The sequence below is a fragment of the Jiella sp. M17.18 genome (genome assembly GCF_041027365.1).
Taxonomy (GTDB): domain Bacteria; phylum Pseudomonadota; class Alphaproteobacteria; order Rhizobiales; family Rhizobiaceae; genus VKMB-3413.
Map to the genome: position 1 here is coordinate 546,275 of NZ_JBFTEH010000001.1, position 25,427 is coordinate 571,701.

Sequence of the window (25,427 nt, forward strand, 5' to 3'; positions counted from 1 at the left end):
CATGCACCGCTACCGCAGCCATACCTGCGCCGCCCTGCGCAAGGACGATGTCGGCCAGAGCGTCCGCCTGTCCGGCTGGGCGCATCGCATCCGCGACCATGGCGGCCTGCTCTTCATCGACCTGCGCGACCACTATGGCCTGACCCAGGTCGTGGTCGATCCGGATTCGTCGGCGTTCAAGGTGGCCGAGACGGTGCGCGGCGAGTGGGTGATCCGGGTCGACGGCGAGGTGAAGGCGCGCTCCGAGGAGACGGTCAACGCCAAGCTTCCGACCGGGGCGATCGAGGTGTTCGCGCGCGAGATCGAGGTGCTGTCGGCGGCCAAGGAACTGCCGCTGCCCGTCTTCGGCGAGCCGGACTATCCCGAGGACGTGCGGCTGAAGTACCGCTTCCTCGACCTGCGGCGCGAGACGCTGCACAAGAACATCATGCGGCGCACGCAGATCGTCACCAAGATGCGCCAGCTGATGAGCGCGGCCGGGTTCTTCGAGTTCCAGACGCCGATCCTGACGGCGTCGTCCCCGGAAGGCGCGCGCGACTTCCTCGTCCCCTCGCGCCTGCATAACGGCATGTTCTACGCCCTGCCGCAGGCGCCGCAGCAGTACAAGCAGCTGATCATGATGTCCGGCTTCGACCGGTATTTCCAGATCGCGCCGTGCTTCCGCGACGAAGACCCGCGCGCCGACCGCTTCTACGGCGAGTTCTATCAGCTCGACGTCGAGATGAGCTTCGTCGAGCAGGAGGACATCTTCCAGGCGATGGAGCCGGTGATCCGCCAGGTGTTCGAGAGCTTCGCCGACGGCAAGCCGGTGAGCCAGACCTTCCGGCGCATCCCGTATGCCGAATCGATGCGCAAATACGGCTCCGACAAGCCGGACCTTCGCAATCCGATCGAGATGCAGGCGGTGACCGAGCATTTCGCCAGCTCGGGCTTCAAGGTCTTCGCCAACATGATCGCGAACGACGACAAGGTCGAGGTCTGGGCGATCCCGGCGAAGACCGGCGGCTCCCGCGCCTTCTGCGACCGGATGAACTCCTGGGCGCAAGGGGAAGGGCAGCCGGGCCTCGGCTATATCTTCTGGCGCGAGGAGGACGGGGCCCTGTCCGGCGCCGGTCCGCTCGCCAAGAACATCGGCGAGGAGCGCACCGAGGCGATCCGCACCCAGCTCGGCCTCGAAGCGGGCGACGCCTGCTTCTTCGTCGCCGGGCGGCCGGAGAAGTTCACCGCATTCGCCGGTGCGGCGCGAACGCGCGTCGGCGAAGAGCTGAACCTCGTCGACCGCGACCGGTTCGAACTCGCCTGGATCATCGACTTCCCGTTCTACGAATGGGACAAGGACAACAAGAAAATCGACTTCGCCCACAACCCGTTCTCGATGCCGCAAGGCGGCATGCAGGCGCTGGAAAGCCAGGAGCCGCTGTCGATCAAGGCGTTCCAGTACGACATCGTCTGCAACGGCTACGAGATCGCCTCGGGCGGCATCCGCAACCAGCTGCCGGACGTCATGGTCAAGGCGTTCGAGCTCGCGGGCTACACGCGGGCGGATGTCGAGGAGCGCTTCGGCGGCCTCTACCGCGCTTTCCAGTATGGCGCCCCGCCGCATGGCGGCATGGCGGCGGGCGTCGACCGCATCGTCATGCTGCTCTGCGGCGCGAAGAACCTGCGCGAGATCGCGCTGTTCCCGATGAACCAGCAGGCCTACGACCTCCTGATGGGCGCGCCCGCCGAGGCGAGCCCGGCGCAGCTGCGCGAACTCGGGCTGCGGGTGGCGCCGGGCGCCGAGAAGAAGCAGTAGGGCACGACCGGCACCGTCACTCGCCGCCCTGAGGGGCGGCGAGCCGGTCTGCAGCCTGACGTGGTCGCGCGGCGCGCCGCAAGTGGGGCGTGACCCGGAATTGTGACGTGCATCGTCGCAGCCTATAGTCGGGGCAGACAACGGCAGGGCCGGATGCTGCGTCGCCGGCAAAGGCCGATAGCGGACGAGCATGCGGACGACGGCACCCCCAGAGCCTTCGCGCCGCCATCGTGATGGCGAGCGCAGCGAGCGCGTCCGGCTCGGCGCGCTCGAAGACTACATCGGCTTCCATCTGCGCCTGGCGCAGAACGCGTCCTTCAAGGCCTTCAAGCGGCGCGCCGGCCAGAACGACCTTCGGCCCGGCCGCTTCGCCGTGCTCTCGCTGATCCACGACAATCCGGGCATCACGCCGGTGGCGGTCAGCCTCGCCAGCGGCCGTGACAAGTCGACGATCACGCCGATCCTGCGCGACCTCGACAAGGCCGGGCTGATCATCCGCTGCCCCGTGCCGTCCGACCGGCGCAGCCATTCCCTGCGCCTGACAGAGGCGGGGGAGGAGATGCTCGCCCACCTCGCCCGGTGCGCCGCCGAGCACGACCGCGAGCTCGACCGCCTCGTCGGCGACAGGAAGCCCGAGCTGCTGGCGCTTTTGCGCCGCATCGTCGCCGGGCTGGAGTGAGCGGCGGCGGACGGGTCTGCGCCGGCACCGCGTTCTGGCGCTTTGACGGCGGCCGGGCTATGGAAATAGCCGGTTCGGCGTGGCAACATCGTTGGTGATAAAACGATCCGGGCGAGGTCGCGGAGGGTTCCGAGCGGCCGTGGCGGCGGGAGGGCAGATCATCTGCAGCCGCATCGTCGGGACAACGAAGACGGAGGATCCCGATGAAGAGAAGACAGTTCCTGCTGGCCGCCGGCGCCGGCGCGCTCGCAATGCCTGCCCTGATGCGCAAGGGCTGGGCGGCCGAGCCCGAAGTATCCCTCAAGCTGCACCATTTCCTCGGGCCGAAGTCGCCGGCGCAGGTGATGATGCTGGAGCCCTGGGCGAGGTCGATCGAAAAGGATTCGGGCGGCCGGGTGAAGATCGAGATCTATCCCTCGATGACGCTCGGCGGCTCGCCGCCGCAGCTGTTCCGGCAGGTGGCTGACGGCGTCGTGGACATCATCTGGACGGTCAACGGCTATACGCCGGGGCTCTTTCCGCGCTCGGAGGTCTTCGAACTGCCGACCGTCTTCGTCAACGACATCGCCGCGACCAACCTCTCGATGCGCGCTATGTTCGACGAGTATCTCGCGCCGGAATACGCAGCGGTGCACGTTCTCTTCAACCACGTGCATGCCGGGCAGGCGATCCACATGGCGCGAAAGCCCGTGCACACGATCGCCGACACCAAGGGCACCAAGCTGCGCGTGCCGGGGCCGACCGGCAACGACGTCGTCATCGCCATGGGCGCGACGCCGGTGACGATGCCGGTGCCCGACCTGCCGCAGGCGCTGTCGACCAATGCGGTCGACGGGGCGCTGATCCCCTGGGAGATCATCCCGGCGCTGAACCTTCAGGACGTGACGAAGTACCAAATCGAGGGGCCGGACATGGCCCGCTTCGGCACCACCACCTTCCAGGTGTCGATGAACAAGGACCGCTGGAATTCGCTGCCGGACGACCTGAAGCAGGTGTTCGACAAGAACAGCGACGAGGCCTGGCTGAAGAAGGTCGCCGAGATCTGGCGCGAGGACGACAATCACGGCATCGCCATCGCCGTCGAGGCCGGCAATGAGCACATCGTCCTGACCGACGCGGAGATGAAGACCTTCAACGACGCCCTCGCGCCGGTGGTCGACAAGTGGGTGAAGGACCACGACGGCTTCGACTCGGCGGCCATCGTCAAGGCCGCCAAGGCCAACATGGCGAAGTACAAGTCTTGACCCTGCCGACGATGGCGGAGACGGGGGGCGGCTCCGGCGCCTTCCGTCCGCCCGGACGCGGCGAGGCGGCCGTTCGCCTCCTCGCCGCGGTCATCCGCTGGTGGGCACTCCTCGGCGGCTTCGTGATGGCGGGGCTGGCGGTGATGACGGCCTTCAGCGCCATCTCGAACATCCTCTTCGCCGCGCCCTTTTCGGCCGACTACGAACTGGTGAAGCACTTCGTCGCCATCGCGATCTTCATGTTCCTGCCCTACTGCCAGCTGGCCGGCGCCAATGTCAGTGTCGACATCTTCACCGAGGGCATGAGCGAGGCGGCGAAAGCCGCGATGGCGCTGTTCTCGGCCCTGTTCGCGATCGCCTTCGCGGCGCTTTTGATCCGGCAGATGTCGCTCGGCTGGGTCAGCTACATGCGCTATCCCGAGGTGACGCCGGTGCTGAAGCTGCCGCTGTGGACGGCGTTCCCGCCGATCCTCGTGTCGCTGGCGCTCTTGTTCCTCGCCGCGATCCTGACGGCCTATGACAGCGTGCGCGTCATGCGCGGGCGGCCGGCGCTGATCGCGCGCCCCGTCCTGCCGCTCGAATAGGGGCGCCATGTTCAACGATCTCGCTCTCGGGCTGGGCGGTCTCCTCGTCCTTCTGTTCCTGATCGCCGTGCGCGTGCCGATCGCCTACACGATGATCCTCGTCGGCATCGGCGGGACGATCCTGCAGTCAGGCCCGCTGATCCTGCTCAACCAGCTGAAGGATCTCGCCTACTCGCAGTTCTCGAACTACGACCTGTCGGTCCTGCCGATGTTCATCCTGATGGGCGGGCTCGCCTCGCGCTGCGGCCTCTCGCGCGATCTCTTCCGCGCCGCCAATGCCTGGCTCGGCCGGTTCCGCGGCGGCGTCGCCATGGCGGCGATCGCCGCCTGCGCCGGCTTCGGCGCGCTCTGCGGCTCCTCCACCGCCACCGCCTCGACCATGGGTCAGGTGGCCCTGCCGGAACTCAGGCGCTACAAGTTCGCGCCCTCGCTCGCCACCGGCACGATCGCCGCCGGCGGCACGCTCGGCATCCTGATTCCGCCGTCGGTGGTGCTGATCGTCTACGCCATCATCGTCGAGACCAACATCGTCACCATGTTCGCGGCGGCGCTCATCCCCGGGCTGATCGCCACGGTGTTCTTCATGCTGACGGTGGCGATCTACGTCCGCATGGTGCCGGGATCGGGACCGGAGGGACAGGCGGTGCCGCGCGGCGAGCTGGTCGCGGCGAGCCTTGCCGTCATCCCGGTCGCGGTGATCTTCGGCGTCGTCATCGGCGGCATCTATGCCGGCATCTACAATCCGACCGCTGCGGCGGCGATCGGCGTCTTCCTGGTGGCTCTCTACGGCTTCGGCCTCGGCCGGCTCAGCTTCGGCGGGTTCCTCGACGCGCTGCTGGAGACAGCGCGCACCTCGGGCATGATCTTCCTCATCCTGCTCGGCGCGGAACTCCTGAAGATCTTCATGGCGAGGGCCGGCGTGCCGCAGGCGGCGGCGGACTACCTGCAGACCTCCGGGCTCGGGCCGTTCGGCGTGCTGACGCTGATCATCATCGTCTTCCTGATCTTCGGCTGCCTGATGGACTCGCTGTCGATGGTGATCCTGGCGATCCCGTTCTTCTGGCCGGTGGTCGCCGGCCTCGACTTCGGCCTGTCGCCGGACGACACCAAGATCTGGTTCGGCATCATCATCCTGATCGTCGTCGAGCTCGGCCTCATCACCCCGCCCGTCGGCCTGAACGTCTTCATCATCAACTCGCTGGCGCCGGACGTGCCGATGCGCCAGACCTTCAAGGGCGTGATGCCGTTCTTCGCCTCGGAGATCCTGCGGGTGACCTTGCTCGTCGCCTTCCCGTCGATCTCCCTGCTTCTGCCGCGCCTGCTGCACTGACGCTCGCCGGCCGGGACCGCGCCGTCCGTCAGGCGCCGGTAAGCGGAAACGCGCCGGCAGGCTCCCAGGGTCCGCTGCGATAGTGCCAGAGGAGAAGGCCGACGCCCTGCGCCTCGAACGGTTCGAAGGCCGTCGAGAGGGTCTCGAAGGTCCGGCGCGCCGTCTCGGGCGCCACCTTGTTCTGGATGGTGATGTGCGGGGCGAAGCGCTGGCGGTCCTGCGGCGTCAGCCAAAGCGCGAACTCGGCGGCGAGCCGGGCGCGAAGCGCCTGAAGGGCCGGGGACGCGACGGCATAGGCCGAGCCGCGCCCGAGAAAGCGCAGGCCGGCGATCGCCAGAGGAATCGGGCCGGCCGATGCGGCGGCGCTGGAAAGGCAGGCGGTGACGGCGCCGAGTTCATCGCCGGGCAGCTTGTGGAAGAGCGTCAGATGCGCCGGGATGACGTTGCGCTCCGGCGGAAAATGCGCGCGGCGCATGGCATCGACATGGGCGAACGTCCCGGCGTCCAGCGCCAGTGTCAGGATCAGCGGATCGGTCATCAGCCCTTTTCACCGGCCTCTCTCGCGACAGCGCCCCCGGACGGGCCGGAGGCGCTGTTCGACATGGCAGAGGGCTGGAAGCAACCGGCGGGAAGGCTCAGTTGCCCGAAACGCCGGCATCGCCGGAACCGCCCGTGCCGCCCGCCGACCCGGCATCCGGGTTCGTCATATCGCCGTCGTTCGGCACGGCGCCGTTGTCGTCCTCCTGGTCGACGTCGTTGGCCGACACGGTCATCGACAGCACCTTCGGCAGGGTCTGCGGCGCGCCCATCGCGGCGCCCATGATCTGCATGGCCGGGACCGGCTTGTCCGGCTCGATCGAGATCGACAGCGACTGCGGGTCCTTCAGGAAGGTGGTGACCGCGTTGGTGACTTCCTGCTGGAAATCCGGGTTCTGCAGATAGGAGAGGAGCGGCGGCAGCATGCCGGTCAGCTGCTGGATCAGCTGCTCCTTGGTCATGCCGTTCTGCTGGGCGTAGTAGGTCAGAAGCTTGTCGGCGAGCGAATCGTCGGAATAGACGAGGTCGGCCGAGTTCAGCGACAGCTGCGACATCAGGCCCATCATCGCCATGCCGGCCGCCTGCTTGCCTTCCGGGCTCGCCGCCATCTGCTTCTGCATGTCCTGCATCGACTTGATGAAGGCCGGGGTATAGCCGGACATGGCATAGGAGAAGCTGAGGTCGCCGGCGTTCTCGATGTCGATCTCGAACGGGTCGAGGCCGAGCAGCCCCTTCTGCGGATCCCAGCTGGCGCTGCCGCCGATCGTGCCGCTCACTGTGTCGTAGCCGAGATCGTGCATGCGCTTGGCCGTCTCGGGATCGCCATTGGCGAAATTTGCCTTGAACGTGCCGAAGTCGATGTCCGAGGCGAGCACGCCGTCCTTGCCGAGCGAATTGGCGATCGAGGCGTCGGTGAGGTCGAAGACCGGCTTGCCGCCCTTTTCGACATGCAGCGAGCCGAGCCCGGCGCGGTCGAAATAGACGTCGGTGAACTGCAGGGCGGCGGGCACGTCCTTCGCCTGCGTGCCGACCAGCTGCACGCCCTCGATGGTCATGCCCTTGACCGTCGTGTGGGTGTCCTTCTCGGTCACGTCGATGTCGGCGATCGGGATGCGCTTGACCGTCCAGCCCTCCTCGGTGGACCCGGTCACGCCCTCGAAGGTGATGTCGCCGACCTTGCCCTTGTCGCCGCTGCTGGCGAGGGTCATGCCTTTCAGCACGACGTTATCGCCCTGAGCCTCGGCGCTGTCGTAGGAGAGGTCGACGTTCTGCTGGGCCGCCACCGCCTTGAGCCGGGTCGCGAACGCCTGCGCGTCGACCGCGAAGGCGGAAGTCGAGCCGAGAAGGAGAAGCAGCGTGGCGGCTGCCGGTACCGAAGTCTTGAAGCGCATGAAGAACCCTTTTTCCTGGCCATTGAGCCGCCACTCCCGCGCGGCCGGCCGTTGCCCTTGTTGGCATTCTATTGCGGACGTGGCGCCAATCTATGACGGACGACACACAGCGAGAAGGGGAGCGCTCGCGAAACGGTTTACCGCCGACATCGCCGGTTCGGCGAAAAGTGCGGGGACGAAAGCGCCTGGAATGAAAAGGCTGGGGAAAGCTGCGTTCTGCTCTTGTTCTCTCGGCACGACTGCTCTAGTCGGAGGCCATGGGTAAGGCAGCCGAACCGCCGATGGACGGCGGCGACATCGAACCGATCGACCTGAAGGCGGCGCTCGAGGAGCGCTACCTCGCCTATGCCTTGTCGACGATCATGGGCCGGGCTCTGCCGGACGTGCGCGACGGGCTGAAGCCGGTGCACCGCCGGATCGTCCACGCCATGCGCGTCCTGCGGCTCGACCCCGGCCAGGGCTACAAGAAATGCGCCCGCATCGTCGGCGACGTGATGGGCAAGTTCCATCCGCATGGCGATGCCGCGATCTACGACGCCATGGTGCGCCTCGCCCAGGATTTCTCGGTCCGCTATCCGCTGATCGACGGGCAGGGCAATTTCGGCAATGTCGACGGCGATAGCGCCGCGGCGATGCGCTACACCGAGGCGCGGATGACCGATGTCGCGATGCTGCTCCTGCGCGGCATCGACGAGGACGCGGTCGACTTCCGCCCGACCTACAACGAGGAGGACGAGGAGCCGGTGGTGCTGCCCGGCGCCTTCCCGAACCTCCTCGCCAACGGCTCGTCGGGCATCGCCGTCGGCATGGCGACCTCGATCCCGCCGCACAACGCCGCCGAGCTTTGCGACGCCGCGCTGAAGCTGATCGAGACCCCGGACGCGACCACCGACCAGCTGCTGCGCTTCGTGCAGGGGCCGGACTTTCCGACCGGCGGCGTCGTCGTCGACAGCCAGGCCGCGATCCGCGAAGCCTACGAGACCGGCCGCGGCGGTTTCCGCGTCCGGGCGCGCTGGGAGAAGGAGGATGTCGGCCGCGGCAACTGGGTGGTCGTGGTCACCGAGATCCCCTACCAGGTGCAGAAGTCGAAGCTGATCGAGAAGATCGCCGAGCTGCTGCAGGCCCGCAAGCTGCCGCTCCTCGCCGACATCCGCGACGAGTCGGCCGAGGATGTTCGCGTGGTGATCGAGCCGCGCAGCCGCACGGTCGATCCCGAGATCCTGATGGAATCGCTGTTCCGGCTGACGGACTTCGAGACCCGCATCCCGCTCAACATGAACGTCCTCTCCGGCGGCAAGGTGCCGAAGGTGCTGTCGCTGAAGGAGGCGCTGTCGGAATGGCTGGCGCACCAGCGCGAGGTGCTGGTGCGGCGCGCCCGCCACCGCCTGGCGCAGATCGAGCGGCGGCTGGAGATCGTCGCGGGCTACCTCGTCGCCTTCCTCAACATCGACGAGGTGATCCGCATCATCCGCGAGGAGGACGAGCCGAAGGCGGTCATGATGCGGCGCTTCGAGCTGACCGACGTGCAGGCCGAGGCGATCCTCAACATGCGCCTGCGCTCGCTGAGGAAGCTGGAGGAGTTCGAGCTGAAGCGCGAGTTCGACGCGCTGACCGTCGAGAAGGCCGAGAAGGAGGCGCTGCTCGGCTCGGACGAGCAGCAGTGGAGCGCCATCGCCGCCGAGGTCCGGGAGGTTCGCGAGACCTTCTCCAAGAAGACCAGGCTCGGTAAGCGCCGGACGATGTTCGCCGACGCGCCGAACCATGCGCTGGACGACATCCAGACGGCGCTGATCGAGAAGGAGCCGGTCACCGTCGTCCTGTCGCAGAAAGGCTTCCTGCGCGGCATGAAGGGCCACCTGACCGATCCCGCCGCGCTCTCCTTCCGCGAGGGCGACGGGCTGAAGCTCGCCTTCCACGCCATGACGACGGACAAGCTGATCTTCCTGTCGACCGGCGGCCGGGCGTTCACGCTGTCCGCCGACAAGCTGCCGGGCGGGCGCGGGCAGGGCGAGCCGATCCGCCTGGCGGTCGAGATGGACGACGACCAGGACATCGCCACCGGCTTCGTCGCGGATCCCGAGCGGCTGCGGCTGCTCGTCGCCTCCGACGGCAACGGCTTCGTCGCGAGCGAAGCGGAGATGCTGTCGGCGACGCGCAAGGGCAAGCAGCTCGTCAACATCTCCGGCAAGCAGGCGCTGCGCTTCGCCGTTCCGGTCGGCGAGGGGAACTTCGTCGCGATCGTCGGCGAGAACCGCAAGCTGCTCGTCTTCCCGCTTTCCCAGGTGCCGCAGATGGCGCGGGGCAAGGGCGTGCGCCTGCAGCGCTACAAGGACGGCGGCGTCTCCGACGTGACCGTCTTCAAGATGGCGGACGGGCTCAGCTGGACGGATTCCGCTGGCCGCAGCTTCACCCGGGCGGAGGCGGAGCTGCTGGAATGGCGCGGCGACCGCGCCCAGGCCGGCCGGCTCGTGCCGAAGGGTTTCCCGAAGTCGAACAAGTTCGTCGGCTGACGGCACCACGGCGCCCGTGCCGCACGGCTTCAGTCTGGCCACATGCGCGGTGGGCGCGGCTGGTGCCGGACCCTCGTCCGGCACCGCCTCACAGCCGTTTCTCAAAGAAGATGTCGGGATAGGGATCGTCGTTGAACCGGTCGATCTCGGTCCAGCCGGTGCGGCGGTAGAGCTGCACCGCCTCGGGCAGGGCGCTGTTGGTGTCGAGCCGCAGGACTGCGACGCCGAGGCTCGTCGCGGCGGTCTCCGCGGCCCCCATCAGGCGCCGCGCGAGACCGAGGCCGCGTGCGGCGGGCGAGACCCAAAGCCGCTTGATCTCGCCGCTGTCGCCGCCGGAACCCTTCAGCCCGACGCAGCCGATCGGCAGGCCGTCCGACATAGCCAGCAGGAAGACGCCGCGCGGGCGGATCATGTCGCGCGCCTCCGGGTCCCGCGACAGGGAGACGTCGAAACCGCGCGCGAAGCGCCGGCCGAGTTCGGCGTAGTACTCGCCGAGACAGTAGCGGGAATCATCGTGCCGCGGGTCGGCTTCCTCGATCGCGATCCGCTCGCGGCCGAGCGCCGAGGCGACGAGGTCCATCGCCGCCAGCAGCGCCTCGGGATGCGGATGGACGGCGAGCAGCGTCTCCGCCCGCTCGTCGGACAGCCGCTCATAGGCCTGGAATTCCGCCGCGCCCGTCTCGGTCAGCTGCGCCACCCGCCGGCGCGCATCCTCCGGGTGTGGCTGCGTCTCGATCAGTCCCTCGTCCTCCAGCTGGCGCAGCAGCCGGCTCATCAGGCCGGAGTCGAGTCCGAGATAGTCCCGCACCGCTGCGACGTCCGTGCGACCGTGACCGATGGCGTTGAGCACGCGGGCGACGCCGAGCGGCCGGCCGCGGCCGAGGAAGGATTCGTCCAGCGCGCCGACCTCGGAGGTGACGGCGCGGCTGAAGCGGCGGAAGCGGGAGACGGGGTCGTGCGACATGATATCTGACTTAAGTCAGATAAAATCGCCGGTCAATCACCTTCGGTGGGGCCGCGCAGAAGGGGTCGCCGATCGCGCAGCCTGCGCTGCCGGCAGGCCGACGACGGCTTCATGTCCATGCTGATCTGAAAGGGGCGGCTTCTCAGCCCTCGAAGCGTTCCCAGCCCTTGGCGGCGAGGTGTTCCTGCGGCTGGAAGCGGATCTTGTAGTCCATCTTGCGCGAGCCGTTCACCCAATAGCCGAGATAGAGGTAGGGCAGGCCGAGCTGCCGGGTCCGCTCGATATGGTCGAGGATCATATAGGTGCCGAGGCTGCGGTCCTGCGCATCGGGGTCATAGAAGGAGTAGACCATCGACATGCCGTCGCTCATCACGTCGGAGAGCGCGACGGCCATCAGCCTGCCGTCGGAGCGGCGCGAGAAGGACGAGTCGGGCCCGCGCTTGCGGTACTGGATCAGCCGCGTCTCGACCTGGCTGTCCTCGACCATCATGGCGTAGTCGAGAACGCTCATTTCCGACATGCCGCCGCGCGCGTGGCGGGCGTCGAGATAGCTGCGGAACAGCGAATACTGCTCGCTCGTGGGCTCAGGGCGGCCGGCGCGGCCGATCAGGTCGGCATTGCGCGACAGCACCCGGCGCATCGACCGACCCGGCTTGAACTCGTCGACGAGGATGCGGACCGAGACGCAGGCGCGGCAGCGCTCGCAAGCCGGTCGGTACGCGATGTTCTGGCTGCGGCGGAAGCCGCCCTGGGAGAGGAGGTCGAGCAGCGCCGGGGCGCGTTCGCCGACCAGGTGTGTGAACACCTTCCGCTCCGCCTGTCCGGGCAGATACGGGCATGGCGAGGGGGAGGTGAGAAAGAACTGCGGCGTCTGCGGATGATGCACTGTCACGGCCGGCCGTCCTCCCTCATAGCCTGTAGTACCATGGACCAACCAAAGAGAATGTTAACCATACGAGGAGGACGAGCGGAATACCGGCCTTGGCGAAGTCTGCGAATCGATAGCGGCCAGGCCCCATCACGAGAAGGTTGGTCTGGTAGCCGATCGGCGTCGCAAAGGACGCATTGGCGCCGAAGATCACGCAAGCGAGCCAGGCGTCCGGCGGCGAGCCGATCCTGCGGGATATGTCCAGGGCGATCGGGGTGAACAAGACCGCGGTGGCGTTGTTGGACAGAAAATTCGTCATGATTGCGATGACGAGAAACAGGCCCGACAGGATGACCGCCGGCGAGAGTCCGGCCATGGCGTTCACCGCGCCTTCGGCGATCAGCGCCGCGCCGCCGGTGCGCTCCAGCGCCGTCGCCGCGGCGATCGAGGCGCCGATCAGCATGAAGATCGACCGGTCGACCGAGCGCGCCGCCTCGCCGATCGTCAGGCACCCCGTCGCGACCATCAGGACCGCGCCGGTCAGCGCCAGGACCTCGATCGGCAGGAGGCCGGAGGCCGACAGGGCGACGATGGACAGGAAGATCGCGCCGGCGAGCCGTGCCTTGGCGCTCTGCGGGATCGCCTGCGTCGAATATTCGAGCAGCAGGAGGTCGTGGTTGCCGCGGAGCGCTGCGATGTTCGCCTCGCGCCCGCACAGAAGCAGCGTGTCGCCCGGCTCGAGGCGGATCTCCGACAGCGCCGCGCGCGCCATGCGGCTCTTGCGCTGCAGGCCGAACAGGGTGATGCCGAACTGCGTCCGGAGGCCGGAATACTGCATCGTCCGGCCGGCATAGCGCGAGCCCGGCGCCACCACCGCCTCGGCCATCATCATGTCCGGCCCGATCTTGTTCGACGGCTCGCCGCCGCTCGCGCCGGAGGGCTCCAGCGTCTTGATCTTGAGGTTGCCGGTGGAGAGCGCCCTGGAGAAGGCGCGCCGCGTCGCCGTGACGATCAGCCGGTCGCCGACTTCCAGCGCGATGTCGTCGAAGGGCGGCAGGATGGTCGACTGACCGCGCAGGATCATTCGCGGGGTCAAATCGCCGAGGCCCGGGAAGAGGCCGGCCCGCGCCCTCAGACCGAGGAAGGCATGACCTTCGACGATGTCGATCTCGCCGAGGAACTGCTTGCCGCCGGAATCGACCGCGCGCGCGTCGGTTCCGGCGCGGGCGGTGAGGATGCGCGGCATGATCTTGATGACGTAGACGGCGCCGACGACGGCAATGGCGAGGCCCGGCACGGTGATGTCGAAGAAGCCGAGATGGATGTGCGAGCGGGCGGCGACGCCGGCGACGAGGAGGTTCGTCGACGAGCCGATCAGCGTCGTGAGGCCGCCGAGGATCGACAGGAAGGACAGCGGCATGAAGACATGCGCCGGCGAGGTGCCGCGCTGCGTCGCCAGCATGGTGAGGATCGGGATGAAGATCACCACCACCGGCGTGTTGTTGAGGAACGCCGACAGCGTCGCCGCGGCGACGAGGATCAGCGCGATCGCGCCCGTCCCGGCGGTGCCGCCCACCTTGGCCAGCCATTGCGTCGGCCGCGACATGGCGTCGGTGGCGAACAGGCCCTGGCCGACGATGAGCAGCGACAGGACCGTGACCAGCGCCGGATTGGCAAAGCCCGCGAGAAGGTCGCCGGAGGTGACGGGCGCGCCCGCGGCGTCGTGGAACGGCAGGATCGAGAACAGGAGCAGGAAGCCGGCGAGCGAGGCGGCGGCCACCGCTTCGATCGGCCAGCGCTCCAGCGCGTAGCCGATCACGCTCACCAGGATCAGTCCATAGGTGAGCCAGATGTGGAGTGAATCCATGTCCCGCCGTGTGCCGTTGTCCCCGCGCCGTTATCTCCGGCAGCGAGCGTCGTGGCAACCCGGACGGGCTGGGCGGCGGACGTGGGCCTTGCTCCGGAACGGAAACGGCCGGCGCGCATCGCTGCGGCCGGCCGTCGCTTGAAGTCGATGCCTGTCGGACGTCTCAGCGGTCGCGGACCACGACGGTGCCGAGAAGGAGGTCCTGCAGCAGCTGCTTTCTCGGCGTGAACAGGCCGACCAGCAGGACGAAGGGCGTCAGCACGGCATTCGCCGCCCAGAAGATCACACCGTGCAGGACGGCCAGGATCGGATCCACCTTTTCGCCGTCGAGCCGGGCGATGCGGATATCGGCGAAGCGCATGCCGGGCGTCGCCTGGTGCGCGCCGCCCATGGTGAAGCCGACATAGGGGATCGCGACGACCGGGAAGAGGAAAGCGTAGAGGCTCCAGCCGAGGCCGAAGGACAGGATGCCGAGGAAGAACACGACGATCGCGGCCGGGATCATCAACAGGAGGACGATCGTGTAGTCGAAAAGGAAGGCGAGGATCCGCCGCGAGCGGACGCCCGAATAGAGCCGCGGGTGGTCGAGCGACTGCCCGTTGCCGTCACGCAGGCGGGAGGCGGCGGTGGTATCGGTCACGGTCGGTCCTTCGTCTTGTGAGTAACTTGACCGGCATGAGATGGGCATGCCGGCGTCGGCGCGCAATATGACATGCGCGCAAACGCCTGATCGGGCCAAGGGGAGGGCGGCCGAGCGCCGGCTCTCGGAGCGCAGGTCTGCCGTCTCACCGGGCGCTCGGGCCGGACTTGGCGGCTTCGCGGGTCCCCTAACGCCGGCCCACGAAGCAGCCGATCGTATAGGGATATTCCGCGGTCAGCCGGTAGGCATAGTCATAGGTCAAGCGGCCGACTTTGACGGTCTCCGCCCTGCCGTGGCAGGCGTCGAGGTCGGAATTCGTCAACGTCTTCCCACGCTTGTCGCGCATGCCGAAGATGGGATAGCCGTCGAGCGCCCAGCCGACGAGGCGGTTGTTCCTGGCCCCCGGCAGGCAAGGCGAGGCGCTGTGATAGTGGTAGCGCCCCGTGCGTTCGGGATGGCCGTCGCACCGGTCCTGGATCTCGTGCGCGGCAGCATCGCGGCCGCCGTCGTCGACCGCGCTGTAGATCGCGACGCCCGTCACGGTGACGCCGATCATGCCCATCGGCAGGCAGCCGGGCGAGCGCGCCCGCACCGGATGAACCGGAAGATCGAGATCGACGCTGCGCGCCTGGATCGAATTCGGGTTGCGGTCGTAGCGAAAGGCAGGATCTGTCGGCGAGATCGGAAACCGCCCCGTCGCCTGCTTCACGGGCAGGCCGTTGCCGCGGATGTGGAGGCTGTCGCCGCTGGTCGTCACGCTGAGCCGTGCGCTCGGCCAGGTCACATTGCCCTGGACGTGCGGCTTTTGATTCGGATTCCAGGTGCGGCCGTGAAACCAGGCACCGGTCGCGTACGCGCCGCCGCCGCGAAAATGCATTCGGCAGGCATAGACATAGCCTTTGGCGGGACGGCTGGCGACGTGACCGTCGCCGACCGGCAGCTCATGCGCGGCGCTGTAAGACGAGCCGCAAACCGACACCAGCAGCGCGGCAGTGGCCGTCGCCGCCAGTCGCTTCGAAACTGATTTGTGCAAGACCTCGCCTCCCAATCGATCCAAGAATGCGACGAAGCTGCCGTGGCTCGTCACATGACGCTATTGGGGCGCCGTCTCTCCAGTCTTGCAATCAGGAAATCGTGTTGTTTTGTTTCGTGATGCCGAAAGGGAAATGCTTCGCAACATGAGCGCGTGGGCGAATGACCGAAGCAACTGACGCGCCCGAGGTCGAAACAACGACGCAGGCTGCCCCATGGTCGCTTCGGAGAACACCATTTGCTCGTTCGCCCGGTCCTGCGCCGGTCGTCGCTGTGGCAGACCGGAGCCGGAACCGTCGATCTGCCCGGCTCAGCTCCGCAGCGCTTCCGCCACCCGGGGCGAGAAGTAGCTGAGGATGCCGGCCGCGCCGGCGCGCTTGTAGGCGGACAGCGTCTCGATCATCGCCTTGTCGCCGTCGAGCCAGCCGCGCTCCACCGCAGCCATGATCATCGAATACTCGCCCGAGGTCTGGTAGGCGAAGGTCGGCACGCCGAACTCGCGGGCAAGCCGTCCGAGCACGTCGAGATAGGGCAGGCCGGGCTTCACCATGATCATGTCGGCGCCCTCGGCAATGTCCTGCGCGGCTTCGCGCACCGCTTCGTCGGTATTGCCGAAATCCATCTGATAGGTGCGCTTGTCGCCCTTCAGCATGCCGCCGGAGCCGACGGCGTCGCGGAACGGGCCGTAGAAGGCGGAGGCATATTTGGCGCTGTAGGCCATGATCATCGTGTCGCGCCGGCCGGCGGAATCCAGCGCCGCACGGATGCAGGCGACGCGCCCGTCCATCATGTCCGAGGGGCCGATGATGTCGCAGCCGGAATTCGCCTGCACCACCGCCTGCCGGCACAGAAGCTCGACCGATTCGTCGTTGAGGATGCGGTCGCCCTCCATCACGCCGTCATGGCCATGGCTGGTATAGGGGTCGAGCGCGACGTCGCAGAGGATCCCGACCTCCGGCACCGCCGCCTTGATGGCGCGGCTCGCGCGGCAGACGAGATTGCCTTCGTTCAACGCCTCCGAGCCGGTCTCGTCGCGCTTGTCCGGGTCCGTGTAGGGGAAGAGGGCGAGGACCGGGATGCCGAGATCGCGGGCACGCTTCGCCACTTCCACGCAGCCCTCGACCGAGAGCCGATCGACGCCCGGCATCGAGGCGATCGGCTGCGGGGCGCCGCCGCCCTCGCGCACGAAGATCGGCCAGATCAGGTCGTTGACGGAGATCGCCGTCTCGCGCACCAGCCGGCGGCTCCAGTCCGCCTGCCGCAGGCGGCGCATGCGCAGGCCCCCGGTGGCCGTGTCGATGCGCTCGGTGATGGCGGAAAGGGTGGGAGAAGTCTCGTTCATGGCTCGACCGTCTTCTGCAGGCTGTAGGCGGGTCTGCATCTTCCCGCATCGCGGAGCGCCGCCCGCCATGCGCGTTGACGCGCCCGCACAGGCTTCGGTAGGCCTTCGGCGGGACGACCGCAAGATTTTCGGATCGACGGCGTCCGGCAGGCCGCGGCTTGATCGCCGGCGATGCCGGCGCAGGATTCGGCGCCGGCGCGTCCCGATGCGGCCGGAGGAGGCTGCCGACTGCTCCGGGGGAAGGATGACCATGACCATCGAACTGTCCCCGCGCGAGCCCGGCACCGGCCTCATCCGCAGGCTCACCCTCTGGCTCTATCGCCTGTCCGCGATCGTCCTCTTCGCGCTCGGCATCGCCTGCTGGATCCGGCTGATCGGCGTCGAGAGGGGACCGCTCGCCCGCTTCGACCTGATGCCGGTGTGGTGGAAGCTGGTCATGCCGCCCCTCGCGGTCGTCTATCCGGTCGCGGGAATGGGCCTGTGGATGGCGGCGGGCTGGGGCGCGGTCCTCTGGGTGCTGATCGCGATCATCGAAGCCGTGATGCATCTCGGCTTCCCGCAGCTCTTCGGCCCCGATCTCGTCTGGCTCGGTTTTCACGCCGGCGGCCTGATCGCGCTGGCCGGCCTGCGCATCGCCGCCTGGCGCCAGACGCGCCCGGTCCGGCACCCCTAACAGCGCGTTGCGCCAGGGCACCGACTGTTAAGCAAGACAATCGTCTCGGTCAGTGCAAGATCGTGTTAAGTCTGCGGTTTAAGTCGAATTTTAGAGGCGGCGCGTAGATTGCTCAGCAAGATGGAAGCGAAAAACAAAATCCATCACCTCAACAGCGGAGCAGTACTATGAACGCGCAGCCGAAGACGCAGAAGCCGGCCCAGGTCGAGGAAAAGACCGAGCTGAAGTCGCTCTACCTCGAAACCCTGCAGCTCGTCGAGCGACTGCATCGCCGGCTGCTCGACGTGATCAAGGACGAGTTCGACCGGGCCGGCCGCACCGACATCAACGCGGTCCAGGCGCTGCTTCTGTTCAACATCGGCGATTCCGTGCTGACCGCCGGCGAGCTGCGCACCCGCGGCTTCTATCTCGGCTCCAACGTCTCCTACAATCTGAAGAAGCTCGTCGAACTCGGCTTCATCGATCACCAGAAGTCGCGGGTCGACCGTCGCGCGGTGCGCGTGTCGCTGACGAAGTCGGGGATGGAGATCGCCCAGATCGTCGGCGAACTCTACGACCGCCATATCGGCTCGATCGACAAGGTCGGCGGACTGGACGAGCAGGAATTCCAGAAGATGAACAAGTCGCTACAGCGTCTCGACCGGTTCTGGAACGACCAGATCCTCTACCGCCTCTGACCCTTCTGCCCGTCAAGCCTGCGTGATCGCCCCGTTCCGGTTTCCCCCGGCGCGGGGCGCCCGCGCGCCGGGCGGATGAAAGTTTCGGAGAAACAACGGCTTCGCGCCGCCGCCTTTCAAGTCCTTCCAACTCCAGCGACTTCACGCTTTGGCCATATTGCGATGCATTACCGTTGCTTGCGGAGGCCCGCGACGGGGGTGGTGCGAGAGCACCGGCGAACAGGGTGAAGCTTCCGTTAAGAGCGAGCCGATAACGTCGCATCGACGCGGGCAGCCGCGGCGGGCAAGGGGGCATGAGATGACGTCGACGAAGCGTTTTTCCGACAGGGTTTCGACGCGCCGAGGGTTTCTTCTGGGAGCGGCGGCGGCCGGCGCAAGCCTGGCGCCCGGGGCGGCCTTCGCCCAGAACGCACTCGTCGATCTCCTGCATTCTCCGACCCGGGGCAACTGGGACGACCAGTTCGATACGCGCGGCTCCAGCCCGCGGCAGGTGATCTCCAACGTTCCGATCTTTTCCAGCTACACGCTGCAGGCGACGCAGAGCGCCGCCGGCGAATATCAGCGGATCGCGCAGTCCGGCGGCTGGCCGATGGTGCCGGAGGTCGGGCCGCTCAGGATCGGGCTCGACAACGGCGCCGTGCCGGTGCTGCGCCAGCGTCTGGCGATCGCCGGCGACCTCGCCGCCAATGCCGGCATGTCGACCGCCTTCGACACCTATGTCCAGGGCGCGGTGAAGCGCTTCCAGGCGCGGCACGGCCTGCCGCCGGACGGCATCGTTTCCGAACAGACCTACAAGGCGATGAACGTTCCGGTCGAGCTGCGCCTCAACCAGCTGATGGTCAACATCCAGCGGCTGCAGCAGATGGTCGGCAAGGATCTCGGCCAGCGCTTCGTCATGGTCAACATCCCGGCCGCCTCGGTCGAGGCGGTGGAGAACGGCACGGTCGTCCAGCGGCACGTCGCGATCGTCGGCAAGATCGATCGCCAGACCCCGACGCTGGAATCGAAGATCATCAACCTGAACCTCAATCCCTACTGGCACGCCCCGGCGTCGATCGTGCGCAAGGACATCATTCCGCTGATGCGGAAGGATCCGACCTATCTGGAAAGCGCCAACATCCACATCTACGACCACAAGGGCAACGAGATTCCGCCGCAGTCGATCGACTGGAACACCGACGAAGCCGAGAAGTACCTGTTCCGCCAGGATCCGGGCAAGAACAACGCGATGGCTTCGGTGAAGATCAACTTCCCGAATCCCTACAATGTCTACATGCACGACACGCCGGAGCAGGGGCTGTTCTCGCAGCTGATGCGCTTCGACTCCTCGGGCTGCGTGCGCGTCCAGAACGTGCGCGACCTGATCGTCTGGCTGGCGCGCGACACGCCGGGCTGGGACCGCCAGCACATCGAACAGGTGATCGCGGCGCGCGACCGCCAGGACGTCGACCTCACCACTCCGGTGCCGGTCTACTTCACCTACATCACCGCCTGGGCGACCGATCCCGCGATCCCGCAGTTCCGCGACGACATCTATCATCGCGACGGCTCGGAGCAGCTGGCGCTGAACAACCTCTCGACCACGGCCTATGCGCCGGGCGAGAAGAACCCCTACGTCCAGGGTGACGAAGGCTACTGAGCGGCGGCAGGCCGGCACGCGCGAGAGAGCACGAGCCGGCCGTCCCGCAACGACATGCGCCCGGCGGCTCGATCCGCGGGGTTAGTGTGGGTTGTCGTCTCTCGGCGCACTGCCAGCGTCCGTCGCGCCTTGGGACTGGGTCGTGAGTCGGCCTGTCGCCGCCTGAGCGGGTTCTCCGTCCGGGTGCGCACGCAGGTGATCGAGCCGAAACACCCGACCGATGCCTGGACCTGCGCCTGTGGCGGCTAATGCATTCAAAAGAATGGTGCACCCGACAGGATTCGAACCTGTGACCTCTGCCTTCGGAGGGCAGCGCTCTATCCAGCTGAGCTACGGGTGCCAGCGTGGTGCGGGGTGCCGCGCCACGGGATTTGCGTCTTCTCCCTAACCGATCGCCGCCGCTTCAGCAAGGATGCCGGGACAGGTTTGTCGCGGGCCGCGGCCAGAAGCTCCCTTCGGCCGAGCGATGCCTTCCGGATTGGCCGCCTGAGGTCGGCGCTTGGCGGGAGCCGGCGGGGCAGGGCCATCAGCGGGATCGGCGCATCTGCGCCGCCGGATCAGTCGATGCTTCGGATTGCGCTCGTGCGTGCAGCCGCAGGAGATCGAGGAAGGTGCGGTGGATCGGGCTCGGAAGGAAGTCGATTCGGGTCGTCACGCCGATCGGGCGGCTGGTCTCCGGCAGCGGGAAGGGCACCACCTGCAACAGCCCGACAGCCTCCTCGACCGCGATCTGCCGGCGCGACAGCAGCGTCAGCCGATCGGTTTCGCTGAGGATCGCGCGGGTGACGACCAGCGAACTCGTCTCCACATGGATGCGCGGCGGCTTCGGCACGCCGGCGAAGAGGTGCTCGAAGGCCCGGCGGATCGGCGCGCCGCGGCGCGGCACCACCCAGTCGAAGCCGGCCATCGCTTCCGGCGTGACCGCCGCCGCGCCGAACAGCGGGTGGCCGCGGCGCGCCACGACGGCGAAGGGGTCGTCGAGCAGGAAGCTTTCGGCGACGTCGCCGGCGGGCGGCGGATTGCGCATCGCGCCGATCAGGAAGTCGACGCTGCCGCTGCGCAGGTCGAGGAGCAGGTTGTCGTAGGGCCCGTCGACGATCTCCACCATAGCGTCGGGATAGGTCTCGAGCAGCGCATTGACCGTTCGCGGCAGGATCAGTGTGCGCGCCAGCGGCAACGAGGCGATGGCGAGACGGGCCGAGACCGAACCTTGCAGGGCGGAGATCTCCTCGCGCGCCTGGTCGATCTCGCGGATCGCGACCTTCAGGCGGCGGGCGAGCTCCAGCGCGCCCTTGTTCGGGCCGATGCCGGTGACGGCGCGGATGAACAGCGGCCGGCCGACGAGCCGCTCGACGTCCCGGGCGGCGCGATGCAGCGACGGCTCGGCCCGCCTGCTCGTCCGCGCCGCCTGCGCAAAGGAGCCGGCCTCTGCGACCGTGATCAGCGCCCGGATCTGCGGGACGGTGATGCGCTGCTCCAGCGCCGAGAGGGCGCCGGCATCGCGGCGCACGGACGGCCCGGCAGCCTCTCCGATCGCGGAGCGCAGCTGCGCGAAGAAGCGGGCAAGGCGCGCCGACAGGATGCTGCCCGCCTCCGTCGTGTAGCTGCCGCTGGAGCGCCGCGCGATCAGGGCCGCACCGAAGGCGGCCTCCAGCTTGGCGATCGCCTGCGTCACCGCCGGCTGCGACAGATTGACGGCTTCGGCGCCCGCATTGACGCTGGAGAGCGCCGCCACCGCCGCAAAGGCCCGGAGATGGCGAAGGTTGGGGAGATCGGAGGCCATGCCCGAGCGTCGCGCCACGGCGCGGATTTCGCAAGCGCACTTCGCAAAAACTTATAGCATCTGCGTCGACTTCGATTGGCGCTGCCGAGCGAACCGGGGATAGGCTTCCTCAGACTTTCGAAAACAGTTTCGGGAAACGCCATGGACAAGAAGACGGCCCTCGTCGTCAGCGCCCATTCCGCCGACTTCGTCTGGCGGTCGGGCGGCGCGATCGCGGTTCACGCCGGCAAGGGCTACGACGTCACCGTCGTCTGCCTTTCCTATGGCGAACGGGGCGAATCGGCGAAGCTCTGGCGGCAGCCGGGCTTCGACCTGGACAAGGTGAAGGCGAACCGCCGCGAGGAGGCGGAGAAGGCGGCCGAAGCGCTCGGCGTTGCCGACATCCAGTTCTTCGACCTCGGCGACTATCCCTTGAAGATCGACGACGAAGCCTTCTACCGGCTGGTCGATCTCTACCGCGCCATCCGCCCGTCCTTCGTGCTGACGCATTCGAAGAAGGACATCTACAATTTCGACCATCCGCTGACGACCGAGACGGCGCAGCATGCCCGCGTCATTGCGCAGGCGCACGGCTACAAGCCGGGCGAGACGGTGCTCGGCGCGCCGCCGGTCTATCTCTTCGAGCCGCACCAGCCGGAACAATGCGACTGGAAGCCGAACTTCCTTCTCGACATCACGGCCGTCTGGGAGAAGAAGCGCGCCGCGATCGAATGCATGGCCGGGCAGGAGCATCTCTGGGACTATTACACCCGCGTCGCCCTGCAGCGCGGCGTCCAGGCCTCGCGCAACTCCGACTACAAGATCCAGTACGGCGAAGGCTACGAGGCCGTCTTCCCGCATGTGACGGGCGAACTCGGGCACGGAGCGGTCTGATGGCGGTGGTCGTCCAGAACATCGAACGGGCGAGCCTCGACACCGTCGACGGGCTCGCCGCCTGCGGCGTCGCCACCGTGCACGAGGCGCAGGGGCGCATCGGCCTCATGCAGTCGCACATGCGTCCGATCTATCGCGGCGCCCGCGTCGCGGGAAACGCCGTCACCGTGTCGATCGCGCCGGCCGACAACTGGATGATCCATGTCGCGGTCGAGCAGTGCCGCGAGGGCGATATTCTGGTCGTCGCGCCGACATCGCCGTCGGACGCCGGCTATTTCGGCGAGCTGCTGGCGACCTCGCTCAAGGTCCGCGGCGTGCGGGGCCTGATCATCGAGGCCGGCTGCCGCGACGTGCGGGAGCTGGAGGAGATCGGCTTTCCCGTCTGGTCGAAGGCGATCTCGGCGCAGGGGACGGTGAAGGAGACGCTCGGCTCGGTGAACGTGCCCATCGTCTGTGCCGGCGTCGCGGTCATGCCGGGCGACGTGATCGTCGCAGACGACGACGGCGTGGTCGTGGTCGAACGGGGCAAGGCCGAGAGCGTGCTTTCGGCGAGCCGGGCGCGCGAGGAGAAGGAACAGGTCACGCGCCGGCACCTGCAGTCGGGCGAGCTCGGCCTCGACTATTACGGCATGCGCGAGAAGCTCGCGGCCAAGGGCCTGAAATACATCTGAGGCGATCCCGCGCTAATCGCCCGGCCCTGAACGGGGCGAGGGGCAGGGCGGACATGCGCAGGGCGCAAGGAGATCCGATGACCGACGGCATTCGCTGCATGATGATGCGGGGCGGGACCTCCAAGGGGGGGTATTTCCTCGCCGAGGACCTGCCGGCCGAGGCGGCCGAGCGCGACCGGATGCTGCTGTCGATCATGGGCTCGCCCGACGCACGCCAGATCGACGGCATCGGCGGCGCCGACCCGCTGACGTCCAAGGTTGCGGTCGTGAAGCGCTCGGAGCGGCCGGGCATCGACGTCGACTACCTGTTCCTGCAGGTCTTCGTCGATCAGCCGCTGGTCTCCTCCAGCCAGAACTGCGGCAACATCCTCGCCGGCATCGCCGGCTTTGCGATCGAGCGCGGGCTGGTCGAGGCCGCGGACGGCGAGACGACGGTGACGATTTTACTCGAAAACACCGGCCAGACCGCCAGGGCGACCATCCCGACGCCGGGCGGCAGGCCGGACTATGCCGGCGGCGCCGCGATCGACGGTGTGCCGGGGAGGGCGGCGCCGGTGCTTCTCTCCTTCACCGACGCGGCGGGCTCCTCCTGCGGGGCGCTGCTGCCGACCGGCAACGAAGTCGACGAGATCGAGGGGGTCGCCTGCACGCTGATCGACAACGGCATGCCGGTGGTCGTGATGCGGGCCGAGGACATGGGGATCACCGGCTATGAGAGCCGCGAGGACCTCGACGGCGATGCCGGGCTGAAGGCCCGACTGGAGACGATCCGGCTGAAGGCCGGTCCGATGATGAACCTCGGCGAGGTGAAAGAGCAGAGCGTGCCGAAGATGACGCTGGTGGCAGCGCCGAACGGTGGCGGCGCGATCATGACGCGCAGCTTCATCCCGCATCGCTGCCATGCTTCGATCGGCGTCTTCGGCGCGCTGTCGGTCGCCACCGCCTGCCTCCTGCCGGGCTCGCCGGCGAACGCCCTGGCGACCATCCCGCCGGGCCGCAAGAAGACGCTGGCCGTGGAGCATCCGACCGGCGCACTCGACATCGTCGTCGTCATGGACGGCGAGGGCGAGGGCGCCGAGATCGCCGAGGCGGCCTTCATGCGCACCGCCCGCAAGCTGTTCGACGGGACGGTGTTCCCGCGATGACGATACGGCTCCGCTCATCGGGCGGAGGCCGCAAAGACCAAGATGACCTGTCCGAGCGCGCGTGCCCGAGGCGGGAGGAGACAGACAGATGACGGAACCCTGCTTCGACGTCGCCCATCTCGGGCATATCGAACTCCTGACGAACAAGCCCGAGGAGAGCCTCGACTTCTTCGTCAACGTCTACGGCCTGACCGAGAGCGGGCGCGAGGGCGATTCCGTCTATCTCCGCGCCTTCGACGACTACGAGTTCCACACGCTGAAGCTGACGGCGTCGGACACCACCGGCATGGCCCACGTCGGCTACCGCACGAGTTCGCCGGAGGCGCTGGAGCGGCGCGTGACGGTGATCGAGGCGATGGGCTGCGGCATCGGCTGGACGGAGGGCGATCTCGGCCACGGCCGGTCCTACCGCTTCAGGAGCCCCGACGGCCACGTCTTCGAACTCTATTACGACACGCATGTCTACGAGGCGCCGGCGGCCGAGAAGCCGTCGCTGAAGAATATCGCCCAGCGCTATCACGGCCGCGGCGTCGCGCCGCGCCGGCTCGACCACTTCAATCTCCTCGCCAGCGACGTCTCCGCGATCCGGACCTTCATGACGCAGGCGCTCGGCAGCCGGGTCACCGAGCAGATCCAGCTCGACAACGGCCGGCTCGGCGGCTGCTGGTTCACCGTCAACAACAAGGGCTACGACGTCGCCTTCACCGAGGACCACTCCGGCGCCCGCGGCCGCTTCCACCACATCACCTACGCCGTCGACCAGCGCGAGGACGTGCTCCGGGCCGCCGACATCTTCCTTGAGAACGACGTCTTCATCGAGACCGGGCCGCACAAGCACGCGATCCAGGGGACGTTCTTCCTTTATGTCTACGAGCCCGCCGGCAACCGCGTCGAGGTGGCCAATGCCGGCGCTCGGCTGATCCTGCGGCCGGATGTCGAGCCGATCACCTGGACGGAGGCGGAGCGGCGGAAGGGCCAGGCCTGGGGGCTGAAGACGATCGAGAGCTTCCACACCCACGGCACACCCCCGGTCGCGTGAAGCCGGCAAGAATGAGCCGATGGGGGAGGTAGTATATCCATCTGGTTATGTTAGTGGCCTGAAAGGCCGCCGAATTCGACCAGAATGCGGAGTTTCGGCCTCGACGCTCTTGCAAGTGTTATGAGTGTCTGGCCTTGTGGCCGG

At 67.6% G+C, this 25,427-nt stretch carries 22 protein-coding genes and 1 tRNA gene; 13 read left to right on the forward strand and 10 right to left on the reverse strand.

Translation table 11 applies throughout. From position 1 onward, the window contains the following. The first annotated feature begins 1 nt into the window (after position 1). The 5 genes from aspS to AB5S17_RS02595 all read left to right on the forward strand — a co-directional run bounded on the left by aspS (position 2) and on the right by AB5S17_RS02595 (position 5,632). Positions 2-1,795 (forward strand): aspartate--tRNA ligase, encoded by a 1,794-nt coding sequence (gene aspS, locus AB5S17_RS02575; RefSeq protein WP_369235797.1) that lies wholly within the window; start codon positions 2-4, stop codon positions 1,793-1,795. 190 nt (positions 1,796-1,985) lie between these two features. Next, complete coding sequence (locus tag AB5S17_RS02580; protein ID WP_369235800.1) at positions 1,986-2,474, forward strand: MarR family winged helix-turn-helix transcriptional regulator; 489 nt, start codon at positions 1,986-1,988, stop codon at positions 2,472-2,474. Between the two features lie 203 nt (positions 2,475-2,677). Then, positions 2,678-3,718 (forward strand): TRAP transporter substrate-binding protein, encoded by a 1,041-nt coding sequence (locus AB5S17_RS02585; RefSeq protein WP_369235802.1) that lies wholly within the window; start codon positions 2,678-2,680, stop codon positions 3,716-3,718. Then, entirely contained in the window at positions 3,715-4,302 is a 588-nt protein-coding gene (locus AB5S17_RS02590; RefSeq protein WP_369235804.1) for a TRAP transporter small permease, read from the forward strand. The genes AB5S17_RS02585 and AB5S17_RS02590 overlap by 4 nt, the downstream gene beginning before the upstream one ends. Before the next feature lie 7 nt (positions 4,303-4,309). Continuing rightward, positions 4,310-5,632: a TRAP transporter large permease gene (locus AB5S17_RS02595; protein ID WP_369235806.1), complete on the forward strand. Its 1,323-nt coding sequence runs from the start codon at positions 4,310-4,312 to the stop codon at positions 5,630-5,632. Between the two features lie 28 nt (positions 5,633-5,660). On the opposite strand, the gene AB5S17_RS02600 is transcribed toward AB5S17_RS02595, so the two are convergent. Together AB5S17_RS02600 and AB5S17_RS02605 are read right to left on the reverse strand one after the other, a co-directional pair. Continuing rightward, positions 5,661-6,170 (reverse strand): 2'-5' RNA ligase family protein, encoded by a 510-nt coding sequence (locus AB5S17_RS02600; protein WP_369235808.1) that lies wholly within the window; start codon positions 6,168-6,170, stop codon positions 5,661-5,663. 97 nt (positions 6,171-6,267) lie between these two features. After that, positions 6,268-7,560: a hypothetical protein gene (locus tag AB5S17_RS02605; protein WP_369235810.1), complete on the reverse strand. Its 1,293-nt coding sequence runs from the start codon at positions 7,558-7,560 to the stop codon at positions 6,268-6,270. A 257-nt stretch (positions 7,561-7,817) separates the two neighbouring features. Between AB5S17_RS02605 and parC the strand changes: the two genes are divergently transcribed. Beyond that, complete coding sequence (gene parC, locus AB5S17_RS02610) at positions 7,818-10,070, forward strand: DNA topoisomerase IV subunit A (protein WP_369235812.1); 2,253 nt, start codon at positions 7,818-7,820, stop codon at positions 10,068-10,070. 88 nt (positions 10,071-10,158) lie between these two features. Here the strand turns inward: parC and AB5S17_RS02615 are convergent, their stop codons facing one another. From AB5S17_RS02615 to hemB, 6 genes are all read right to left on the reverse strand, one after another. After that, a complete protein-coding gene (locus AB5S17_RS02615; protein ID WP_369235814.1) occupies positions 10,159-11,034 on the reverse strand; it encodes a GNAT family N-acetyltransferase in 876 nt (291 codons plus the stop codon). A gap of 142 nt (positions 11,035-11,176) precedes the next feature. Then, positions 11,177-11,926: an arginyltransferase gene (locus AB5S17_RS02620; RefSeq protein ID WP_369235816.1), complete on the reverse strand. Its 750-nt coding sequence runs from the start codon at positions 11,924-11,926 to the stop codon at positions 11,177-11,179. Positions 11,927-11,942: 16 nt separating this feature from the next. Continuing rightward, positions 11,943-13,769, reverse strand: a complete 1,827-nt coding sequence (locus AB5S17_RS02625) for an SLC13 family permease (RefSeq protein ID WP_369235818.1) — start codon at positions 13,767-13,769, stop codon at positions 11,943-11,945. Between the two features lie 163 nt (positions 13,770-13,932). Continuing rightward, positions 13,933-14,382: an RDD family protein gene (locus AB5S17_RS02630; protein ID WP_369236132.1), complete on the reverse strand. Its 450-nt coding sequence runs from the start codon at positions 14,380-14,382 to the stop codon at positions 13,933-13,935. A 214-nt stretch (positions 14,383-14,596) separates the two neighbouring features. Further along, the gene (locus AB5S17_RS02635; RefSeq protein WP_369235820.1) at positions 14,597-15,496 is read right to left on the reverse strand and encodes a YHYH protein; all 900 of its coding nucleotides are present in this window, start codon (positions 15,494-15,496) and stop codon (positions 14,597-14,599) included. Positions 15,497-15,751: 255 nt separating this feature from the next. Beyond that, a complete protein-coding gene (gene hemB, locus AB5S17_RS02640) occupies positions 15,752-16,714 on the reverse strand; it encodes a porphobilinogen synthase (protein ID WP_369236134.1) in 963 nt (320 codons plus the stop codon). Between the two features lie 319 nt (positions 16,715-17,033). On the opposite strand from hemB, the gene AB5S17_RS02645 reads away from it, so the two are divergent. The 3 genes from AB5S17_RS02645 to AB5S17_RS02655 all read left to right on the forward strand — a co-directional run bounded on the left by AB5S17_RS02645 (position 17,034) and on the right by AB5S17_RS02655 (position 19,772). Then, a complete protein-coding gene (locus tag AB5S17_RS02645; protein WP_369235822.1) occupies positions 17,034-17,456 on the forward strand; it encodes a DUF6163 family protein in 423 nt (140 codons plus the stop codon). A gap of 167 nt (positions 17,457-17,623) precedes the next feature. Further along, positions 17,624-18,133 (forward strand): MarR family winged helix-turn-helix transcriptional regulator, encoded by a 510-nt coding sequence (locus tag AB5S17_RS02650; RefSeq protein ID WP_369235824.1) that lies wholly within the window; start codon positions 17,624-17,626, stop codon positions 18,131-18,133. Between the two features lie 298 nt (positions 18,134-18,431). Beyond that, positions 18,432-19,772 (forward strand): murein L,D-transpeptidase, encoded by a 1,341-nt coding sequence (locus AB5S17_RS02655; protein ID WP_369235826.1) that lies wholly within the window; start codon positions 18,432-18,434, stop codon positions 19,770-19,772. A 263-nt stretch (positions 19,773-20,035) separates the two neighbouring features. On the opposite strand, the gene AB5S17_RS02660 is transcribed toward AB5S17_RS02655, so the two are convergent. Further along, positions 20,036-20,112: transfer RNA gene (locus tag AB5S17_RS02660), tRNA-Arg, on the reverse strand. A 186-nt stretch (positions 20,113-20,298) separates the two neighbouring features. Beyond that, positions 20,299-21,555 (reverse strand): LysR family transcriptional regulator, encoded by a 1,257-nt coding sequence (locus tag AB5S17_RS02665; RefSeq protein ID WP_369235828.1) that lies wholly within the window; start codon positions 21,553-21,555, stop codon positions 20,299-20,301. Between the two features lie 141 nt (positions 21,556-21,696). On the opposite strand from AB5S17_RS02665, the gene AB5S17_RS02670 reads away from it, so the two are divergent. From AB5S17_RS02670 to AB5S17_RS02685, 4 genes are all read left to right on the forward strand, one after another. Next, positions 21,697-22,428 carry a PIG-L deacetylase family protein gene (locus AB5S17_RS02670; RefSeq protein ID WP_369235830.1) on the forward strand — a complete coding sequence of 244 codons (732 nt, stop codon included), beginning with the start codon at positions 21,697-21,699 and terminating at the stop codon, positions 22,426-22,428. After that, positions 22,428-23,099, forward strand: a complete 672-nt coding sequence (locus AB5S17_RS02675; protein WP_369235832.1) for a 4-carboxy-4-hydroxy-2-oxoadipate aldolase/oxaloacetate decarboxylase — start codon at positions 22,428-22,430, stop codon at positions 23,097-23,099. Before AB5S17_RS02670 ends, AB5S17_RS02675 begins: the two co-directional genes overlap by 1 nt. A 77-nt stretch (positions 23,100-23,176) precedes the next feature. Further along, the gene (locus AB5S17_RS02680; RefSeq protein ID WP_369235834.1) at positions 23,177-24,244 is read left to right on the forward strand and encodes a 4-oxalomesaconate tautomerase; all 1,068 of its coding nucleotides are present in this window, start codon (positions 23,177-23,179) and stop codon (positions 24,242-24,244) included. 88 nt (positions 24,245-24,332) lie between these two features. Then, a complete protein-coding gene (locus tag AB5S17_RS02685) occupies positions 24,333-25,283 on the forward strand; it encodes a catechol 2,3-dioxygenase (RefSeq protein ID WP_369235836.1) in 951 nt (316 codons plus the stop codon). Positions 25,284-25,427 lie beyond the last annotated feature (144 nt).

Coding starts and splice junctions, on each gene's coding strand:
- aspS (WP_369235797.1), top strand. CDS start 2: ATGCACCGCTACCGCAGCCATACCTGCGCCGCCCTGCGCAAGGACGAT.
- AB5S17_RS02580 (WP_369235800.1), top strand. CDS start 1,986: ATGCGGACGACGGCACCCCCAGAGCCTTCGCGCCGCCATCGTGATGGC.
- AB5S17_RS02585 (WP_369235802.1), top strand. CDS start 2,678: ATGAAGAGAAGACAGTTCCTGCTGGCCGCCGGCGCCGGCGCGCTCGCA.
- AB5S17_RS02595 (WP_369235806.1), top strand. CDS start 4,310: ATGTTCAACGATCTCGCTCTCGGGCTGGGCGGTCTCCTCGTCCTTCTG.
- AB5S17_RS02600 (WP_369235808.1), bottom strand. CDS start 6,170: ATGACCGATCCGCTGATCCTGACACTGGCGCTGGACGCCGGGACGTTC.
- AB5S17_RS02605 (WP_369235810.1), bottom strand. CDS start 7,560: ATGCGCTTCAAGACTTCGGTACCGGCAGCCGCCACGCTGCTTCTCCTT.
- parC (WP_369235812.1), top strand. CDS start 7,818: ATGGGTAAGGCAGCCGAACCGCCGATGGACGGCGGCGACATCGAACCG.
- AB5S17_RS02615 (WP_369235814.1), bottom strand. CDS start 11,034: ATGTCGCACGACCCCGTCTCCCGCTTCCGCCGCTTCAGCCGCGCCGTC.
- AB5S17_RS02625 (WP_369235818.1), bottom strand. CDS start 13,769: ATGGATTCACTCCACATCTGGCTCACCTATGGACTGATCCTGGTGAGC.
- hemB (WP_369236134.1), bottom strand. CDS start 16,714: ATGCGCCGCCTGCGGCAGGCGGACTGGAGCCGCCGGCTGGTGCGCGAG.
- AB5S17_RS02645 (WP_369235822.1), top strand. CDS start 17,034: ATGACCATCGAACTGTCCCCGCGCGAGCCCGGCACCGGCCTCATCCGC.
- AB5S17_RS02650 (WP_369235824.1), top strand. CDS start 17,624: ATGAACGCGCAGCCGAAGACGCAGAAGCCGGCCCAGGTCGAGGAAAAG.
- AB5S17_RS02655 (WP_369235826.1), top strand. CDS start 18,432: ATGACGTCGACGAAGCGTTTTTCCGACAGGGTTTCGACGCGCCGAGGG.
- AB5S17_RS02665 (WP_369235828.1), bottom strand. CDS start 21,555: ATGGCCTCCGATCTCCCCAACCTTCGCCATCTCCGGGCCTTTGCGGCG.
- AB5S17_RS02670 (WP_369235830.1), top strand. CDS start 21,697: ATGGACAAGAAGACGGCCCTCGTCGTCAGCGCCCATTCCGCCGACTTC.
- AB5S17_RS02675 (WP_369235832.1), top strand. CDS start 22,428: ATGGCGGTGGTCGTCCAGAACATCGAACGGGCGAGCCTCGACACCGTC.
- AB5S17_RS02680 (WP_369235834.1), top strand. CDS start 23,177: ATGACCGACGGCATTCGCTGCATGATGATGCGGGGCGGGACCTCCAAG.
- AB5S17_RS02685 (WP_369235836.1), top strand. CDS start 24,333: ATGACGGAACCCTGCTTCGACGTCGCCCATCTCGGGCATATCGAACTC.